15 protein-coding genes and 1 tRNA gene are annotated in these 17,374 nt (G+C 61.8%); 9 read left to right on the top strand and 7 right to left on the bottom strand.

Annotated features, from left to right (window positions below):
- Positions 1-79 precede the first annotated feature (79 nt).
- Positions 80-2,248: a hypothetical protein gene (locus tag ACP7D4_RS18585; protein ID WP_426210627.1), complete on the bottom strand. Its 2,169-nt coding sequence runs from the start codon at positions 2,246-2,248 to the stop codon at positions 80-82.
- A gap of 157 nt (positions 2,249-2,405) precedes the next feature.
- Positions 2,406-3,206, bottom strand: coding sequence for a hydroxyacylglutathione hydrolase (gene gloB / locus ACP7D4_RS18590; protein ID WP_426210629.1), 801 nt, complete (start codon positions 3,204-3,206; stop codon positions 2,406-2,408).
- A gap of 36 nt (positions 3,207-3,242) precedes the next feature.
- Between gloB and ACP7D4_RS18595 the strand changes: the two genes are divergently transcribed.
- From ACP7D4_RS18595 to ACP7D4_RS18615, 5 genes are all read left to right on the top strand, one after another.
- On the top strand, positions 3,243-4,016 hold the full coding sequence (locus ACP7D4_RS18595; protein ID WP_426210631.1) for a class I SAM-dependent methyltransferase: 774 nt from the start codon (positions 3,243-3,245) through the stop codon (positions 4,014-4,016).
- A 29-nt stretch (positions 4,017-4,045) separates the two neighbouring features.
- Complete coding sequence (gene rnhA / locus ACP7D4_RS18600) at positions 4,046-4,483, top strand: ribonuclease HI (protein ID WP_426106298.1); 438 nt, start codon at positions 4,046-4,048, stop codon at positions 4,481-4,483.
- A 69-nt stretch (positions 4,484-4,552) separates the two neighbouring features.
- Complete coding sequence (dnaQ, locus tag ACP7D4_RS18605) at positions 4,553-5,266, top strand: DNA polymerase III subunit epsilon (protein ID WP_426210633.1); 714 nt, start codon at positions 4,553-4,555, stop codon at positions 5,264-5,266.
- A 29-nt stretch (positions 5,267-5,295) separates the two neighbouring features.
- Positions 5,296-5,370: transfer RNA gene (locus tag ACP7D4_RS18610), tRNA-Val, on the top strand.
- A gap of 518 nt (positions 5,371-5,888) precedes the next feature.
- Complete coding sequence (locus ACP7D4_RS18615) at positions 5,889-6,311, top strand: DUF4304 domain-containing protein (RefSeq protein ID WP_426210634.1); 423 nt, start codon at positions 5,889-5,891, stop codon at positions 6,309-6,311.
- Positions 6,312-6,966: 655 nt separating this feature from the next.
- On the opposite strand, the gene ACP7D4_RS18620 is transcribed toward ACP7D4_RS18615, so the two are convergent.
- From ACP7D4_RS18620 to ctaD, 5 genes are all read right to left on the bottom strand, one after another.
- Positions 6,967-8,136 carry an IS91 family transposase gene (locus ACP7D4_RS18620; protein ID WP_426210636.1) on the bottom strand — a complete coding sequence of 390 codons (1,170 nt, stop codon included), beginning with the start codon at positions 8,134-8,136 and terminating at the stop codon, positions 6,967-6,969.
- A 3-nt stretch (positions 8,137-8,139) separates the two neighbouring features.
- The gene (locus ACP7D4_RS18625; RefSeq protein WP_426210638.1) at positions 8,140-8,988 is read right to left on the bottom strand and encodes a tyrosine-type recombinase/integrase; all 849 of its coding nucleotides are present in this window, start codon (positions 8,986-8,988) and stop codon (positions 8,140-8,142) included.
- A 295-nt stretch (positions 8,989-9,283) separates the two neighbouring features.
- On the bottom strand, positions 9,284-10,807 hold the full coding sequence (locus ACP7D4_RS18630; RefSeq protein ID WP_426210639.1) for a DUF5666 domain-containing protein: 1,524 nt from the start codon (positions 10,805-10,807) through the stop codon (positions 9,284-9,286).
- Between the two features lie 485 nt (positions 10,808-11,292).
- Positions 11,293-11,745 carry a DUF2244 domain-containing protein gene (locus ACP7D4_RS18635; protein ID WP_426210641.1) on the bottom strand — a complete coding sequence of 151 codons (453 nt, stop codon included), beginning with the start codon at positions 11,743-11,745 and terminating at the stop codon, positions 11,293-11,295.
- An 8-nt stretch (positions 11,746-11,753) separates the two neighbouring features.
- On the bottom strand, positions 11,754-13,352 hold the full coding sequence (ctaD, locus tag ACP7D4_RS18640; protein WP_426210643.1) for a cytochrome c oxidase subunit I: 1,599 nt from the start codon (positions 13,350-13,352) through the stop codon (positions 11,754-11,756).
- Between the two features lie 277 nt (positions 13,353-13,629).
- On the opposite strand from ctaD, the gene ACP7D4_RS18645 reads away from it, so the two are divergent.
- The 4 genes from ACP7D4_RS18645 to ACP7D4_RS18660 all read left to right on the top strand — a co-directional run bounded on the left by ACP7D4_RS18645 (position 13,630) and on the right by ACP7D4_RS18660 (position 17,364).
- Positions 13,630-14,895 carry an Hsp70 family protein gene (locus ACP7D4_RS18645; RefSeq protein ID WP_426106929.1) on the top strand — a complete coding sequence of 422 codons (1,266 nt, stop codon included), beginning with the start codon at positions 13,630-13,632 and terminating at the stop codon, positions 14,893-14,895.
- 8 nt (positions 14,896-14,903) lie between these two features.
- Positions 14,904-15,545 (top strand): 3'-5' exonuclease, encoded by a 642-nt coding sequence (locus ACP7D4_RS18650; protein WP_426106930.1) that lies wholly within the window; start codon positions 14,904-14,906, stop codon positions 15,543-15,545.
- Positions 15,546-15,566: 21 nt separating this feature from the next.
- On the top strand, positions 15,567-15,926 hold the full coding sequence (locus ACP7D4_RS18655; RefSeq protein ID WP_426210645.1) for a hypothetical protein: 360 nt from the start codon (positions 15,567-15,569) through the stop codon (positions 15,924-15,926).
- 70 nt (positions 15,927-15,996) lie between these two features.
- A complete protein-coding gene (locus ACP7D4_RS18660; RefSeq protein ID WP_426106933.1) occupies positions 15,997-17,364 on the top strand; it encodes a hypothetical protein in 1,368 nt (455 codons plus the stop codon).
- The last annotated feature ends 10 nt before the right edge of the window (positions 17,365-17,374 follow it).

Below are 17,374 nucleotides of genomic sequence, written 5' to 3' on the forward strand. Positions count from 1 at the left end.
TTTAAAGAAATAATGTTTATTGTCGGGCGTACGGGATCAGCGTGCGCGAGGCCATTTGCTTGCACGTATGCTTGCCATCTTAGAAATATTCCCCGTTCGACTTTGCTTGCCCGACCCGGGCCAGCAATGAACGCGCCCGGGCCGGTGGCAGCGCCATGCTGACAATGAGCACCATGAGGGCGGCGCGCCGCTGTGTCGATACCGGTGTCTTCATTCGCGCCTCGATGGCCGGCAACAAGGCGCGCCCCTCTTGCTTTAACACGGCAAGCTTTTCCAGCGTACTTGAAAAAGGTTCCTTGCCGGGCCCGGCGCCGATCTGCCTGGCGAACGCGGCCAATACTGCCGGTTCGCCGTCCGCCACCACCAACAGCGCCTCGAGCGCCTTGCGACCCGATTCGCCGCCCTGTTCCATCAGGCCGATCAACACCGGCGTGCTGGAGCTGGCCTTGCGAGCGTGCCGCGCCAGCATGTCGACCGCTGCGCCGCTACCGTGGCGCGCCGCCTCGGTCAGCAGCGCGATCGCCTTGTCCGGGTTGGTGGCGCCGGCCACGTCGTTGCAATCCAGGCAAGCTTGTTCGCGCAGCGCGGCAACGCCGGCATGGCGCAGCAAGACCTGATGCAAGCGTGGATCGTCGCCAATGATGCCGGTCAGGGCGTGCGCCGCATGGCCGGCCCGTACGCCGTCACCCTGGGCGGCCGCCAGCAAGGCAGGCACCAGGGGCGCGGCGTCCTTCCCGAACGTGGCGATCATGTCGCCAGCCTGCGCCGACTGGGCGCTGGCGCCCCCGGTCAGTGCCGCAAAAAGGGCGGGCAGGATTGGCCGCAGCAATGTGTTGGCGCTTGCCGGGGCCGCCGCATCGGACGCCGACTTCAGGTTGTTCAAAAGCGCATACGCGCTCTCTTCTGCATCCCGGGCGAGTTTGGCGTCGGACGACACCATGTCTTGCGCCAGCAGCTTGCCGAAAGGCTCCACGAAAGCGCGGCTTTGCGCCGGCGCCAAGATGAACAGGGTGGCCAAGGCCGCCCTGGCGCAGCCCTTGGCTGACACGCTCGCCGACGCTGCGCTTGTGGTCGATGCAAGCTTGAGCAGATCGGGCATGGCCGCAACGTCGCCGGCGGACAGTTCGCCCCCCTGTGCGTGACCGGTCATGCACACGGCTTGCGCGATGCGCTCCTTGTTGCCACTGGCCAGCGCTTGCTTGAGCATGCCAAAGCCGGTGCACGAAGCGCCCTTGGGGTTGGCGAAATCCACGCCGGTGATGCCTGAGGGACGCAGTGTGTCTTCGACCTCCAGCATTCCGGCCCAGCCGCGAATGCTGACCCGGCCGCCGGCCCCGTCACAGGGCATGAGGATCATGTCGGCCCCATTGCCGCGCGCCGTTGCGCCCAACTTGGGCGCGTCGCAGGCATTGGACTGGTAAAGTAATTGCGCAAAAGGCGTGCTCGCCTTTGTCGGGCCCCCTACGGCGCGAATGGCCGAGAAATACAGGATTGCGCCCGCGTAGCGCTTTAGCCCGTCCGGGACGACATAATGAAAATCCTGCACGGTGGCAGCCGACGCGTACCCGCACGACCCGCCTGCGGGCCTTGCCATCATCTTGCGCTCGGGACGGCCGTCAAGCGCCAGCGCGTAGTCGGCGCCCGTCATGGTTACCGGTGCAGCGTCGATCGCATGCTCCACCTTTGCCTGATAGCGCCAGGAAGCGCTTGGCCCCTGGTATGCAATGGCATAACGCGCGCCCGCTTTGAAACCGGCGGTCGGTCCGATGCGCACCAGGCCGGTCGCCGCTTGCATGGCTGCGCTGATGTCGATCAGCCGCCCCGCGCGCAACATGGCTTGCCAGTTCAAGGGACGTGACGAAACGCGAAAGCGCGCCCGGTCGGCGGCGCTGGCAAAGCGAAACGCGCGCGGGGCGGCGATGCCGTCGGCGGCGCCCGGCAGCGTGACGCGCGTGATGCGAACCGGAATGGGCCCCTTGTCCAGCGTGGACGTCATCGTAAAACTGGACGGGGACAGGGCGCGTGGCACGCCACTGTAAATGACGAAGTCGCCTTCGGCGCGCAGGATGCTGGCCTGAGGCGGCCGGGTTGGCAGGAACAGGGCCCCGCGTGCGTTCGCCGGAAGTTGCTTCATATCGGCATGAATGAATCCGGCTTCTTCAGCAAAGTTGCACGAGCATGCCAGCGCTGCCTGAGGCCACATCGTGGCAGCAAGCATCATCAGGGCGCCCATCGTATATGTCGTCATGTGTCTATTCCTTGAGCGCGCACGCGCTTGGGGCTGTTGGACCAGGATGGACGCTGGTTCAGGCGGCACCGGGCCTGCGGCACGCAGCGGCAGTCCGCGTCAATACAGGCGCAAGTCCGATCTAAGCAGTGGAAATATTTTCGTTCCGCAAGGAATGTCAGAAAGTATTCTTCCATTCGCGCAGGGCCGCAAAGACTGCCGGCGGAGCGGCGCCCGGGGCCAGTTTTCCGGCGTCCACGAGCTCGCTTGCGATGGCGCTTTGGGTAGCGCGCAGGAAAGGATTGGTGGCTTTTTCCAGGCCGATGGTCGATGGAATGGTCGGCAAGCCGCGCGCGCGCTTGGCGTTTTCGGCCTCGATGCGCGCGCCAATGGCAGTGTTGCCCGGCTCGACTGCATGCGCGAACGCCAGGTTGGCCAGCGTGTATTCGTGCGCGCAATAGACCAGCGTGTCGTCGGGCAGCGCGGCCAGTCTGGTCAGCGAATCGTGCAACTGGGCCGGCGTGCCTTCGAACAGGCGTCCGCACCCGCCGGCAAAGAGCGTGTCGCCGCAAAACAGCCATGGCTGCGCTGGTGTCCGGCGCAGGTAGGCGATATGCCCGAGCGTGTGGCCGGGCACGTCAAAGACGCGCAGGGCAAGGTCGAGCCCGGGCACGTCGATGCAATCGCCTTCGCCCAGCGGCACCGTGACCGCTGCAATACCGTCGCCGCGCGGGCCGAACACGGGCACATCTGCCGTGGCGAGCAAGGCCGGCACGCCGCCGATATGGTCAGCATGGTGATGCGTGAGTAAAATGGCAGTGAGCGTGAGATGATGTGCGGCCAGCGCGGCGAGGATGGGTGCCGCGTCGCCCGGGTCGACGACGGCCGCGTGGACGCCGTCATGCACCAGCCACAAGTAATTGTTCTGGAAGGCGGGGACGGCGAGAACGCGCAACGCGTGCTGCGATGAGGTGGGCATAGTGGAAGTTTCCGAGAGAATCAACGAGGGTCAGGCATGGACAGTGCGGCATCAGAGAAGTCCATTATAGCGCTCGACGAGTGGCTGCAAACACCGGCCGGCGTGTATGTGCGTGCGTGGGAGCAAGCTTGCCTGGACGAATTGACGGCTGATATTTTCGGTTTCAATGCCATCCAGGTCGGCCTGCCGCAAATCAATGCGCTGGCGGCCAATCGCATGCCCAACAAATGGCAGGCGGCCACGCGCACCTCCAGCATGGCCCAGTTGCAACAGGTCGCCGACGGCAAACAGATTGCCGTGGCGCTCGATTTTGCCGAGTTGCCCTTCGCCTCGCAAAGCCTGGACCTGGTGGTCTTGCCGCATGTGCTGGAGTTTGCCGCCGAGCCGCACCAGGTGTTGCGCGAAGTCGAGCGGGTGCTCATTCCTGAAGGCCAGGTCATCATTTGCGGCTTCAATCCAGCCAGCCTGTGGGGCGCGCGCCAGGGCGTAAGTCGGATCACGCGCAAGCACTACCTGCCGGTCGCGGGCGAATTCATCTCTATGCCGCGCATGAAAGACTGGTTAAAATTGTTGAACCTGCGGGTGGGCGGCAGCCACTTCGGCTGTTATTCGCCGCCCTGTCGCACGGCCAAATGGCTCAACCGCTTTGCCTTTATGGAAAATGCGGGACAGCGCTGGTGGCCTTACTTGGGCGCGGTGTACATGGTGCATGCGGTCAAGCGGGTCAAGGGCATGACAATGGTCGGGCCTGCATGGAATAGAAAGTCTGCCTCGTCTTCCCAGGCGGTGCCGGCGACGAATCGGAAATAGAACGCGTGAGCGAGACAGAGAAAGCAAGTATGAGTAAAGTGGATATTTTTACCGATGGCGCTTGCAAGGGCAATCCAGGCAAGGGCGGTTGGGGGGCATTGCTGGTGGCCGACGGCCACGAGAAGGAAATTTTTGGCGGCGAGCCGAACACCACCAACAACCGCATGGAATTGCGCGCCGTAATCGAAGCGCTGACGATCTTGACGCGCCCTTGTGAAGTGGTGCTGCACACCGACAGCCAGTACGTCCAAAAAGGTATTTCCGAGTGGATCCATGGCTGGAAGGCGCGCGGCTGGAAAACGGCCGCCAAGGAACCGGTCAAGAATGAAGATTTGTGGAAGGCGCTGGACCTGGCCCAGCACCAGCATAAGGTCGAGTGGAAATGGGTGCGCGGACACAATGGGCATCCAGGCAATGAACGGGCCGACGTGCTGGCCAATCGCGGCGCCGAGACCGTCGGCCGCTAGCCGTTTCCCGTGTCCGCCGGCGCGCTTTGCTATACTGCGCGCCTTTCTTTGCCCAACACCTGGAACAGCATGCGTCAAATCGTCCTCGATACTGAAACTACCGGCCTGAACCCTCGCACGGGCGACCGGGTGATTGAAATTGGCTGCGTGGAATTGAAAAACCGCATGCTGACGGGAAATAATTTTCACCGGTATATCAATCCGGAGCGCGATTCGGAAGAGGGCGCGTTGGCGGTGCACGGCATCACGACCGAATTTTTGCGCGACAAGCCGAAGTTTGCGGAGATTGTCGCTGAGCTGCGCGACTATATCCAGGGCGCCGAAGTCATCATCCACAACGCGCCGTTCGACCTGGGCTTTTTGAACAACGAATTCAAATTGCTCGGCTTGCCATCGTTTACCGGGCATTGTAGCAGCGTGATCGATACGCTGGTCAACGCCAAGGAAATGCGGCCAGGCAAGCGCAACTCGCTCGACGCGCTGTGCGATCACTATGGCGTGTCGAACGCGCACCGCAAGCTGCACGGCGCGCTGCTCGACGCCGAATTGCTGGCCGATGTGTATTTGTCGATGACACGCGGACAAAACAGCCTGTCCATGGATCTCGAGGAAGAAGTGGCCGAAGGCGGCGGCTTGCTGGAGGCGGTCGCGCTGGCCGACATCGTGTTGCTGGCCGCGAGCGCCGAAGAGCTGGCCGAACATGAAACCCTGCTCGGCGGCCTCGACAAGGCGGTCAAAGGCAGCTGTATTTGGAGAAATTACGCGCCAAGCGTGACGATTTGAGAATGGTGTGCGATAATACGCCGCGTTTCGGGAGGTTAGCTCAGGGGTAGAGCACTGCATTCACACTGCAGGGGTCGCAAGTTCGAAACTTGCACTTCCCACCAAGAATTCGTTCTATATTAAAGGCTTGCAATGTTCAGTTGCAGGCCTTTTTTGCGTGTACGGGAAAAGTACGGGAAAACGTAGCCGGAAGTCGGCGCGTCTGGATCGAGGCGCAGGCCCGCAAGTTCGCCTTTGTTCGCGGAACTGAACGCGTGGCTTGGCCAGCGTGACCCGACGTTGTGGCGCGGATTGCCTCATCCCGAGTACCCAGGAGCTGAGCGTCGCCGACGTGTTGGAACAGGAGCAATCGCAGATGCTGCCGATGCCAACCGCCGTCGGCCGTCATCTCTCGGTGGCGGGAGATATAACGCTAATATCACGTGATAGGATCGTGAATGCCACTTGATTGGATCGAAGTAACGAGGGCAGCCCACCAACTGGCACTCGATCATGGTAGCCGCGCTCACCTTTATGTAGCGAAGCTGGCGACTGCAGCCATGAAAAAATGTTGTATGAAGATGAAAAATTTTGGAGTGCAGTTGCGGCCACACTTCAGCCCCGTACATCAGGCGTCAAGAGAATGCAACTCGAGACTTCAATTGCGCCTCAGCTTAAGGCACTTGGTTTCCGCAAACAGGGTCAAACTTGGTGGCTCTCGAATATCGAAACAATTGGCGTCATCAATATCCAAAAAAGTTCCTTTGGACCTGGGGTCTACATCAACCTGGGGGTGTACGTTAAACAACTGGGACAAGAAGAACGCCCGCCTGAGTACCGCTGCCATGTCCGAGCGCGCCTTGAACAAATCGCTTCTGATCGCTTCTGGAACGAGATCGTCTCTGCAGAATCCATTGCTCCCCCCTCGGCATCACTGATTGAGGCCATACTGGGCGATGGAGTGGCCTGGCTTGAGCAACTTTCCACGCTTGATGGGATACGCCACTACATCAGGTCAGGGGGAGTAGAAGCGGTTCTCTCCGTAAAAAAGCTGGTCGGCGAATAGCACTGCAAGCTAATTCAAGTCATGCGTTGAAGTCATCAAACGGCCAGTACAGATGGCAGTTTCGGAGTGGCCGCCGCCTTTCGCCTCGCACAACTTAGTCACTTGATGTCAAGGCCGCAGCAGGTTAAGGAAGCTAGATTGAATTAACAATTTAAACCATTTATATCGTTAACTTGCGGGCGCAAATAGGGGAATGTGCTACCCACCTCCCATACACACGAATTCATCGCCGTTAAGTTGATAAATTTATTGCGGCTGCTACTCAAAACCGCAGCCCCGCTCGGGGTCGCATTTGCATCGGCGCGGTGGGTCAAATTTGGATCGGCGCCAACGAATAGAGTTCATCTGGCGCTCCGGCTGCGCTGAGCCTGGCCGGCGCCTGAGCAGCGGCAGATAAACACTGTTGGACTGAGCCGCACCACCGGCGCTCAATATGGAGATTGTAAGCGTCGCCCGAGCATTGCATTAGGCGGCCCTGACGCGATGTCGGTCAATGCCAATGTGTTTTGGTCCCCCGAGCACGTTGGCCCGGTTCCCGGCGCGGGCGGCGATGGCATGCCGCGCGGCGATTTCATGGATGCCGACGCACCCATCCACGGCACCTGTGCGCGCCATGGCACGTCGTTGCGCAATCGAGCGCTCCAGGTCCCTCGCGTCATGGCGGTGGCCCTCTCGCATTGCACGCATGCCAGCGTGGCGCGATGGCTTCGACGAAGCGAAAGGTCCCGTACGCGCAACAGGTGCAGCGCGTGACGTCGATGGCGGCGACGCGGTGCATGAAGGCCTCGACCGCCTCGATCACGGCCGGCTCGGGTTGCGGCAGCGCGAGCGCGCTCCGGCAGCGTTCGAGCCGCTCGCGCTTGTGGCAGTTGGCCAGCAGGCCGTAATGGCGGATGCGCTTGAAACCGGGCGGCAGCACATGCGACAGGAAGCGTCCGATGAAGGTGTCGACCGGTAGGCGTTCGATGCGCTTCTTGCCGGAATGATCGCGCGCGCGCGCCCGAAACAGCACCTCGCCGTCGCGCACGGCGACGATCCGCTCATTGGAAATGGCGGTCTTGTGCGTATATCGGCCCAGATAGTCGAGCACCTGGGCCGGTCCGCCCAGCGGCTCCTTGGCATACACGACCCAATCGTGCCGGCGCAGCGCCGCCAGCAAGCCAGCCCAGTTCGCACCGTCGCCCGCCGGACCGAGGCGCCGGTCGCTGCGCGCCAGTGTGAGCGCGTCGATGAACTTCTCGCGAAACACCTTCGACAAGGCCTTGACCGGAAACAGGAAATGCGGCTTGCCGTGTATCCATCGTCCGTCGTCGGCGAGCGCGCCGTTGGCCACCAGCGCATGCACATGCAGGTGGCGCAGCAGGTTCTGGGTCCACGTGTGCAGCACCAGCGAGAGGGCCAGCGCGCCGCCGAGCCAGCGCGGATTGGCGCCGAACTCGAGCAGCGTGCGCGCGCTCGCCGCGAACAGGATATCGGTGACGAGCCGGAAGTGGCTGCCTGCCAGGCCGTTCAAGGCGTGCGGAATGGTAAACACCAGATGCACATACGGCACCGGCAGCAATTCGCGCTGACGCGCCGCTATCCATTGCTCCTTGGCGCGCGTCTGGCACTTCGGGCAATGCCGGTTGCGGCATGAGTGGTAGACGTGCCGGGTCGCGCCGCAGCTGTCGCACTGTTCGACATGGCCGCCAAGCGCGGCGGTGCGGCAGGCGACGATGGCGCGCCATGCCTTGGCCTGACTGCGCGCGAGCCGGTGCCTGGCCAGCCAGGCAGGCCCGTGAATGCGCAGGATATCGGCCAGTTCGACGCGGCCGGCGCCGGACACGGCCTAATGCCGGGTGCGCAGCCCCGATAGCAGGTCCAGCGGAGAGTCGGTGTTGGCCACCTGCGCGCGCAGATGCAGGTAGCGCGCGGTGGTGTCGATCCGGTCGTGTCCCATCAAGGTGCCGATGGTGTGGATGTCGACGCCCGCTTCGAGCAGGTGGGTGGCGAACGCGTGACGCAGCGAATGGATGCCGCCGCGCTTGACCACTTCGGCACGCTGCTTGGCCGCGTAGAAGACCTTCTGCACCACACCGGTCTTCAACGCCAGTCCGTTGCCGGCGCTGGGAAACAGCCAGTCGGTCGGACGGGCGCCGCGCCAGTACTGGCGCAGCAGCGCGAGCAGCGCCGGCGACAGCAGGGTGTAGCGATCCTTGCCGCCCTTACCGCCGGACACGCGCAGCATCATTCGATCGCTGTCGATGTCGGCCACCTTCAGCGCGCATGTTTCCGTCACGCGCAACCCGGCCGCGTAGGTGGTCGTCAGCAAGACCTTGCGCCGCAGGTTGCTGCAGGCGTCGAGAACGCGCTGCACTTCCTCCCGCGAGAGAATTTCCGGCAGTTTGGCCGGAACCTTCCGGTTCGGAATGATGAAGCCGATATCGTCCCGCGCCAGCGTCACGTGGTAAAAAAAGCGCAGCGCACAGGCCATCTGGTTGGTGCTCGACCAGGCCAGCTTGCGCTCCTCGATCAGGTGCAGCAGGTAGCATTGCACTTCCTGCTGAGACAGGGCGTCCGGGCGCTTGTTGTAGTGGGCCGCCAGCCCATTCACGGCGGCGATGTAGTGCTGCTGTGTTCGCGGCGACAGGCCGCGCAGGACCATATCGGCCTGCATTTGACTGCGCAAGGTGTTCATGACTGATTCCTCCGCCAAAGCCGGGAACATCCCCCGATTTCAGCATATGAACCAGCGCACTAATTCCTAGCGAAAACCGCCGAAATGCCACCCGCCGCGCAGCGGCTTAGTCCAACAGTTTTGACCAGCTCGTACAGATTACACCATTTAAGATGAATGCCGTTCAGCCTTAATTGAACGGCATTCGGGCTTAACCCCTTTTTTGCTTGGTCCGCTGGCGTATGGAGGCGTGAAGTAAAAAACCTCCCGCAGATTAGTCCGCGGGAGGTTCATGCAAAATGCTTTCTGATTGGTCCTATTCGAGCATCAGCGAGATCTTGCGAGCCTGCAATCCGGCCGTGGGCGAGGCGGTCGCTTCCACTGATACAGCATGGCCAGCCAGGTTCGCCGCCTCGATGCCGATGAAGGTGGTCGCGCTCCCGTAGTGCACCGTCAGCGTTTCCTTGGCCGTCGTCATGCTGAACGTATGGGCAGCCGCATCGACCGCACTTACTTTGCCTTGGCGGGTGACGACAATGGTGCCGTCGGCCACTTTTTCGCACTTGATAGCCGCGCTCTTGACTGCGCCGCCAGGCGCCAGGCTGCCGAACACCGCCACTTGCAATTCGTTGGCCAGGTGGCTGACGCCGGGGCAGGAGGCGCTGTCGAGCACGACGCCGGTGGCGTCCACCCGCACGCCGCGCACCTTGAAGTCGGCAACCGATTTGAAGTCGACAATTGTGCCGTGCAGTTCAATGTCCTTGCCTTTTTCCTGTTCTACACCGCGGATGACTACGCTTGCAGCCTTGAGGACGTTCTCGCCGCTATAAATTCCCTTGACGACGATGTAAGCGCCTGGCTTCAGGTCGGCCAAGCCCTTGCCTTCCTGCGTAAAGGCGACGGCCGCTATATCGACCTTGACGCCGTTTAACGTCAGCACGCGTGTTTCGGTATTGAAGGCCGCTACCGCGCCGCCGAGTTCAACTTCCTTGCCCAGTGTTTCCGCTTTGCGGTCCTTGACCTTGATGGCGCTGGCCTTGACGGCGACGCCTTTTTCCACAGTGCCCAAAGGAATGGTTACCGTCACTTCGCTGTCCTTGGTCAGCACCACGCCGGCAGGCACCATGGTGGCGGTACTGTAGTCGACCAGCAGATTGCCGACCTTGAAGGTATGGTTCGCGCTCGACAAGTCAAATACGATGCCGTTGACGCGGTCTGCGACTTCGGCCATCACTTTTTTCTCGACGCGGGTGGCCTGCAGCGTAGCCTTGCCGCTCGCATCGGTTCTAAGCAAACCATGGATTTCCACCCCATCGGCCAGTTTGACGTCAGCCAGACTGGCATACGGGGCGCCGAAGACGGTGACCGGTCCAAGCGCGGCGTCGGTGTTGATGGTGATGGTCTGGCCGAGTACGGTCAAGGTTTTTGCGGAAAAGTCGAGCGCGGCGACGGCGCCCTCGGCTTCGGCGGCAACCCGGATTTTGGTAGCGACCAGGTTGCCGTCGTGTTCGACCTCGACATGCTGGCCCAGTTTCAGTTCGATGCTGGCGAGGGCGCCGTCGGCATGCTCCTTCAATGCCGCGACGAGCTTATCGTCGATCCGCACCCCATCGACAATAATGCTGCCGAAGCCGGTCACGGTGCCGTAGATGGTGGGTGCACCGGGCACGGCAGGCGCAGGTGCAGGCGCAGGTGCAGGTGCGGGTGCGGGTGCAGGTGCGGGAAGCGGTGCGGGGATTGGCGCCGCTGCGCCGCCACCGCTACCGCCGCCGCAGGCAGCCATCAGGAGGGCGGCGCAAGCGGCGCCGATCAAGGTGCGTGGCAATGTGAGCTTGTTCATATTTTTATCTCCTCAAAAAGACCGTGACCGAGCGATCCGGTGACTGAATTTTAATTGCCATATAGAAATAAAAATGATTTATATTAAATTTTTGTTCGCCTGTTGTTATCTGCATTTTCGTCAGGGGTTCGTCAGGGTCGTATGGTATTTTCTCAATGATGGCGGGCGCCGTTGCACGTTTGACCCTCCGCGCGCGCCGTCGCTCTGCTGACAAAAAGCGTCAACTGCGGCCGCTAAATTTGTGCGGAAGTCCTTGCGCGTTCCGTACAGTGGGAGCGGGAACGGGACTGCGGGAATAGCACTGCGGGAATAGCACGGCGGGAATAGCACGGCGGGAATAGCACGGCGGGAACAGCATTGTTTTCTGTCGGGGAAAAAGTGACGATTTGCGTCAGGCGATGAAAGCCTGCACACAGGCTGGTTCATAGGTACTGGCCGACATTGCGGTGGTTAACCATCGCGCTGGCGCACTGTCCGGGTGCCAGCTAGACCACCAGCACACTGCTCGCGCGCAGTTCCCGCCGCAGTTCCTGCGCCACCTTCTCGCGCTCTTCAAGCGAAACAAAGGCGCCAAGTTCCACCTTTACTCCGCGCGACTCTAGCGCGATCAGCGTGTGCCGCCGGCTCGGTACGGCAATCTTGGTCCAGTACGGATCAAGCCTGATTTGCTTCACTTCGCCAGCTTCGATCCTTTCAATGAGCAGGCAACCGTCAGTGAGCGCAACGTGTTCCTGGTCCGTTGCATGGCTCGCGTAGTAAAGCAGCGCCCATGCCAGTGCGACGAGTTCGAGGACGCCAAAGGCGAACACGAACCAGACTCCCCGCGCGGCGAACGCCAAACCGATTGCCAGCACGAACCCGGCCAGCGTGCCGTACGCTTTTCCCACCTGGCGCGGCGACAGCGAGCAGTTGCGTTTTAGCCGCCATTCGCGCGTCATGGGAAGCCCTACTTGATGAGCGGGGGCCGCTCAAAGGTATGGAAGGGGGCCGGACTCGGCACCGTCCATTCGAGCCCTTCAGCACCTTCCCAAGGTTTGGCGGGCGCCTTTTCGCCGCCGCGAATGTTGGGGATGACGACGGCGAAAAGCCAGTACACCTGCGACAGGCCGAACAGAAAGGCGCCGACGGATGTAAAGCTGTGCAGATCGGTGAACTGGGTGGGATAGTCGGCGTAGCGGCGCGGCATGCCGGCCAGTCCGAGGAAGTGCATGGGGAAAAAGGTGACGTTGACCCAGATAAGCGAATTCCAGAAGTGAAACCTGCCGCGCCGCTCGTTGATCGTGTGCCCGGTCCACTTGGGGGCCCAGAAATAGTAGCCGGCGAACAGGCAGAACAGGGAACCGGCCACCAGCACGTAATGGAAGTGGGCGACGACGTAGTAGGTGTCGTGCACCTGGATGTCGATGGGCGCGACCGCCAGCAGCAGCCCGGAAAAGCCGCCGATGGTAAACACCCAGATGAAGCCGATGGCGAACAGCATGGGCGTCTCGAACGTGAGCGCACCGCGCCACATGGTAGCGATCCAGTTGAATACCTTCACGCCAGTGGGCACGGCCACCAGCATGGTCGCGTACATGAAGAACAGCTGGCCGGTGACCGGCATGCCGGTGGCGAACATATGGTGCGCCCACACGACAAAGGACACGATGGCAATGGCCGCCGTCGCGTACACCATCGATGCATAGCCGAACAGGGGCTTGCGCGCAAAGGCGGGAATAATGTGCGAGATCATGCCAAAGCCCGGCAGGATCATGATGTAAACCTCAGGATGGCCAAAGAACCAGAACACGTGCTGGAACATGACGGGGTCGCCGCTGCCGGCCGCGTTGAAGAACGTGGTGCCGAAGTGGCGGTCGGTCAGCAGCATCGTTACGGCTGTCGCCAGCACCGGCATGACGGCAATGAGGAGATAGGCGGTGATGAGCCAGGTCCAGCAAAACATGGGCAATTTCATTAACGTCATGCCCGGCGCGCGCATGTTCAGGATGGTGGTGATGATGTTGATCGAGCCCATGATCGAGGAGGCCCCCATCAGGTGGATGGCGAAGATGGTCATGTCCATGCCCGCGCCCATCTGCAGCGACAGTGGCGGATACATGGTCCAGCCCGACCCGGTGGCGCCGCCTCCCGTGAAAAAACTTGCCACCAGCAGCAGCGCGGCCGGCGGCAGCAACCAGAACGAAAAATTGTTCATGCGCGCAAACGCCATGTCGCCCGCGCCCACCTGCAGCGGCACCATCCAGTTGGCGAAGCCGACAAAGGCGGGCATGATGGCGCCGAACACCATGATCAGCCCGTGCATGGTGACAAACTGGTTGTAGAGCTCCGGCGCGAAATATTGCAGGCCCGGTCGGAACAGTTCCATGCGCAGCAGCAGCGCAAGCACGCCACCCACCATGAACATGGTCACGGAAAACCACAGGTACAGCGTGCCGATATCCTTGTGGTTGGTGGCGTACAGCCAGCGCCGCCAGCCGTGCGGATGTCCGTGTTCGTGCTCGTCAACAAATTCCGGGGTTTCGCCATCTGCCGTCGTGACACGCATTGCCGCCTCCTGCAATATTAAAACCGATCACAGATCAATTACAGTGCGACTGACTATAGCGAGGCGAGGCGGGGGCACGATAAGGCGTTTTAGCGCGCCTTGACGCCGGTCATGCGGGCGCGTAGCGCACGAAACTTGGACCGTGTTCAGATGTCGCCCAGCCGCAGGGAATTTCCGGCGACGAATGGGACTTGGAATCCGGTAAGAATCTTGTAAGAATCTGGTAAGAATCTGGTAAGAATCTGGTAAAATATCGCCCCTTACGACAAAGGGTCACATGGGCAACGCTTGCGGCGTCGATTTCGGGACGTCTAATTCCACGGTTGGTTTCATCAGTCCGCGCGCCAATGGCGAGGCGGGTTCGGCTTTGCTCGCGCTCGAAGACGGCAAGCCGACTTTGCCGTCGGTGGTGTTTTTCAACGCTGACGACGACGAGGTCAGCTACGGCCGCGCGGCCCTGGCCGGCTACCTGGCCGGCTACGAGGGCCGCCTGATGCGCTCGCTTAAAAGCTTGCTGGGGACGAGTCTGATCGATGGTCAGACCGAAGTGGGCGGGCGCGCCTTGCCGTTTCGCATGCTGCTGACGCACTTCATTGGCGAAGTCAAGCGGCGCGCCGAGCGCGAGGCGGGCCGCGAATTTACCTCGGCAGTGTTCGGCCGTCCCGTGTTTTTCATCGACGATAGCGCCACTGCCGACAAGTTGGCCGAAGATACGCTGGCCGGCATCGCGCACGCGGTCGGCTTTAAAGACGTGGCCTTTCAGTTCGAGCCGATCGCCGCCGCGTTCGACTACGAATCGCAAATATCTAGCGAAGAACTGGTGCTGATCGCCGACATTGGCGGCGGTACGTCCGACTTTTCACTGGTGCGCCTGTCGCCGGAGCGCTCCCGCAAGGCAGAACGGCGCGACGATATCCTCGCGACTGGCGGCGTGCATATCGGCGGCACCGATTTCGACAAATACCTCAGCTTGTCGTCCGTCATGCCGCTGCTTGGCTACCAGAGCCTGATGAACAATGGCAGCGCCATTCCGTCGAGCTATTACTTTAACCTGGCAACCTGGCACACGATTAATCTTGCCTATACCAAGAAGATCTGGACCCAGCTGGCCGATGTGGCGCGCGACGCGCGCGAGCCCAAAAAACTCGGCCGCCTGCAGCGCCTGATCGATGACCGCGCCGGCCACTGGCTGGCGATGAAGGTGGAGGAGGGCAAGATCGCCCTGTCGGGCGCGGCCAGCACCGAATTGCACCTGGAGCGCTTGTCGCCGCCCGAAAACCTGGTGCTGCACCGCAAGGATTTTGAAGAATCCATTGTCCACCTGGTCGGCCAGATCGACCAGACCGTGCTCAAGCTGCTGGCGGACGCGGGCGTGCGTGCCGACGCGGTCGATACCGTTTTCTTTACCGGTGGCTCGAGCGGCGTGCGCATGCTGCGCGAACGGATCGGGGCGCTGTTGCCCCGGGCGCGCAAGGTCGAAGGCGATCTGTTCGGCAGCATTGGCGCCGGCCTGGCCCTTGATGCAGTGCGCAAATACGGGTAGGCTACGGCATGTTTGAAAAACCTATCGTCATGCTTGACTTCGAGACCACCGGGCTTTCGCCCGCGATGGGAGACCGCATCACCGAGGTGGCCGCGCTGCGCATCGTGGGCGGCAAGGTCACCGAGCGCTACGTGTCGCTGATCAATTGCCAGGTCAGAATTCCTTCCTTTATCACCCACCTGACCGGCATTTCCCAAGCCATGGTCGACAGTGCGCCGCCAGCCTCGCGCGTGGTGCCCGAGCTGCTCGACTTCATCGGGGACGACGCCTTGTCGGCCCACAACGCAAGCTTTGACGAAAAGTTCCTCAAGGCCGAGGCGGCGCGGCTGGATTTGGCGCCGCGTCACGTCGGCCTGGTCTGTTCGCTAAAACTGTCGCGCCGCGTGTTCCCTGGACTGGGCAGCTACAAGCTCGGTTTGCTGTCCGGGCAGCTCGGTATTCGCTTTCGCAGCGCGGCGCACAGGGCCGAGTCCGATGCCGAAGTGGCGGCCGAAGTGCTGATCCATATTAGCCGCCATCTGGGCAGTACTTACAAGCTCGGACCGGTTTGTCCCCAGCTACTGGTCTCGGTAAATAAATTAAGTGCGGCCAAAGTGCCCGACTTCCTGCATAAATACGCTGTTACAAATAAGCAGCCAGATATTTCCTAATCGTCTTACAATAGCGCTACCATGACCCGCCAGGCCTTCGTCCGTGTTCTGTTGTCGCTGCTACTGCTTGTTTCACAGCAGTTGGCGTCCACGCACGTGCTCTCGCACTTGACCGGGCAGCGTAACAATGCCGGTACGGCGCAGGCCCAGGCCCGGACCCAGGTCGACGCCGACGGCGCCCTGAAGGCGGCGCTGGCGCAGGACCAGAGCTGTAACCAGTGCCTCGCCTTTGCGCAGCTGGCCGGACCGCTGGTCAGTTCGCCGGCGCAACTAGACGTGCCGCAGCAAGCGTCTTTTGCCATCGCCGGCATTCCGGCGCGCGCCGCTGGCGCCCGCATCATTCTCGCCTTCCAGTCCCGCGCTCCCCCCGTCCTGTCCTAGTTTTTTTGCATTTGCTCGTCCGCTGCGCCTTGCGCAGGGGCTTGTCATTCTTATTGCTAACAGGATTATCATGTTCAAACGTTCCATTCTTGGCGCGGCATTGCTTGCCGCGTTTGCAGCACCGGTGTCGGCTTTCGCCGCTGACGACAAGGAACTGGCCGCCATCCGCGCCCAGATCCAGGAAATGAAGCAATCCTACGAAGCGCGCCTGCAAGCGCTCGAGCAGCGTTTGCAAGATGCGCAGGCCGCTACGGCGCAGGCCCAAAACAGCGCGGCCCAGGCCGCTGTCCAGACTCCAGCGCAGGCGCCGGCCCCAGCCGTCGCGCCGGTGGCGGCCAACAGCAATGCCTTCAATCCCGATATCTCCATGGTTCTCGGCGGCAGCTTCAACAACCTGTCGCAAGACCCAGGCAGCTACCGCATCCAGGGCTTCATGCCGCTGGGCGGCGAAGTAGGCCCGGGCGCGCGCAGTTTCAATTTGGGCGAGTCGGAATTGACCTTGTCGGCCAATATCGATCCCATGTTCAGCGGGCGCCTGACCTTTGCCTTGTCCGGCGAAAACGAGATTGGCGTGGAAGAAGCGTTTGTGCAAACGCGCGCGCTTGCCGGCGGCGTCAATGCGCGGGCCGGGCGCTTCCTGTCCTCGATCGGTTACCTGAACGGCCAGCATGCGCACACCTGGGACTTTGTCGATGCGCCGCTGGCGTACCAGGCCATGTTCGGCGGCCAGTACAAGACCGATGGCGGCCAACTGACCTGGCTGGCGCCGACCGACACCTATATTCAACTGGGCATGGAAGCCGGACGCGGCGCTGCGCCGCCAGGCAACGATCGCAACAAAAATGGCTTCAATTCCACGGCCGTGTTCGCCCACGCCGGCAACGATATCGGCGACTCGGCAAGCTGGCGCGCCGGCCTGTCCTACCTGCGCACGGGCGCTGTCGAGCGCGCCTTCGACAACGCCGGCTTGACCGCCGCCTTCACGGGCCGCTCCACGGTGCTGATGGCCGACGCGGTCTATAAATGGGCGCCGAATGGCAACGCCACCCAGCGCAACTTCAAGCTGCAAGGCGAGTATTTGCGGCGCAAGGAAAGCGGCAGCCTGGCCAATGACGGCGCCAGCGGCGACTACGCCGCCGTCCAGTCGGGCTGGTATGCGCAGGCGGTCTACCAGTTCATGCCGGCCTGGCGCGCCGGCCTGCGCTACGACCGCCTGGCGTCGGGCACGCCGGCTATCGGCCTGACCGGTGCCATGTTTCCGATCCTGGAAAGCTATGCGCCACGGCGCAGCAGCCTGATGCTCGACTATAGCCCGTCGGAATTTTCTCGCATGCGCCTGCAGTTCGCGCGCGACCAGGCCCGTTCCGGCACGCCCGACAATCAAATATTCCTGCAGTACATCATGAGCCTGGGCACACACGCTGCCCACGCGTTCTAAGGAGCACAAT

Source organism: Massilia sp. TWP1-3-3 (genome assembly GCF_049897805.1).
GTDB lineage: Bacteria > Pseudomonadota > Gammaproteobacteria > Burkholderiales > Burkholderiaceae_D > Telluria_A.

Bases quoted from the DNA above. Each gene is read 5' to 3' on its own strand.
- ACP7D4_RS18585 (WP_426210627.1), bottom strand. From the start codon at position 2,248: ATGACGACATATACGATGGGCGCCCTGATGATGCTTGCTGCCACGATG.
- gloB (WP_426210629.1), bottom strand. From the start codon at position 3,206: ATGCCCACCTCATCGCAGCACGCGTTGCGCGTTCTCGCCGTCCCCGCC.
- ACP7D4_RS18595 (WP_426210631.1), top strand. From the start codon at position 3,243: ATGGACAGTGCGGCATCAGAGAAGTCCATTATAGCGCTCGACGAGTGG.
- rnhA (WP_426106298.1), top strand. From the start codon at position 4,046: ATGAGTAAAGTGGATATTTTTACCGATGGCGCTTGCAAGGGCAATCCA.
- dnaQ (WP_426210633.1), top strand. From the start codon at position 4,553: ATGCGTCAAATCGTCCTCGATACTGAAACTACCGGCCTGAACCCTCGC.
- ACP7D4_RS18615 (WP_426210634.1), top strand. From the start codon at position 5,889: ATGCAACTCGAGACTTCAATTGCGCCTCAGCTTAAGGCACTTGGTTTC.
- ACP7D4_RS18625 (WP_426210638.1), bottom strand. From the start codon at position 8,988: ATGAACACCTTGCGCAGTCAAATGCAGGCCGATATGGTCCTGCGCGGC.
- ACP7D4_RS18630 (WP_426210639.1), bottom strand. From the start codon at position 10,807: ATGAACAAGCTCACATTGCCACGCACCTTGATCGGCGCCGCTTGCGCC.
- ACP7D4_RS18635 (WP_426210641.1), bottom strand. From the start codon at position 11,745: ATGACGCGCGAATGGCGGCTAAAACGCAACTGCTCGCTGTCGCCGCGC.
- ctaD (WP_426210643.1), bottom strand. From the start codon at position 13,352: ATGCGTGTCACGACGGCAGATGGCGAAACCCCGGAATTTGTTGACGAG.
- ACP7D4_RS18645 (WP_426106929.1), top strand. From the start codon at position 13,630: ATGGGCAACGCTTGCGGCGTCGATTTCGGGACGTCTAATTCCACGGTT.
- ACP7D4_RS18650 (WP_426106930.1), top strand. From the start codon at position 14,904: ATGTTTGAAAAACCTATCGTCATGCTTGACTTCGAGACCACCGGGCTT.
- ACP7D4_RS18655 (WP_426210645.1), top strand. From the start codon at position 15,567: ATGACCCGCCAGGCCTTCGTCCGTGTTCTGTTGTCGCTGCTACTGCTT.
- ACP7D4_RS18660 (WP_426106933.1), top strand. From the start codon at position 15,997: ATGTTCAAACGTTCCATTCTTGGCGCGGCATTGCTTGCCGCGTTTGCA.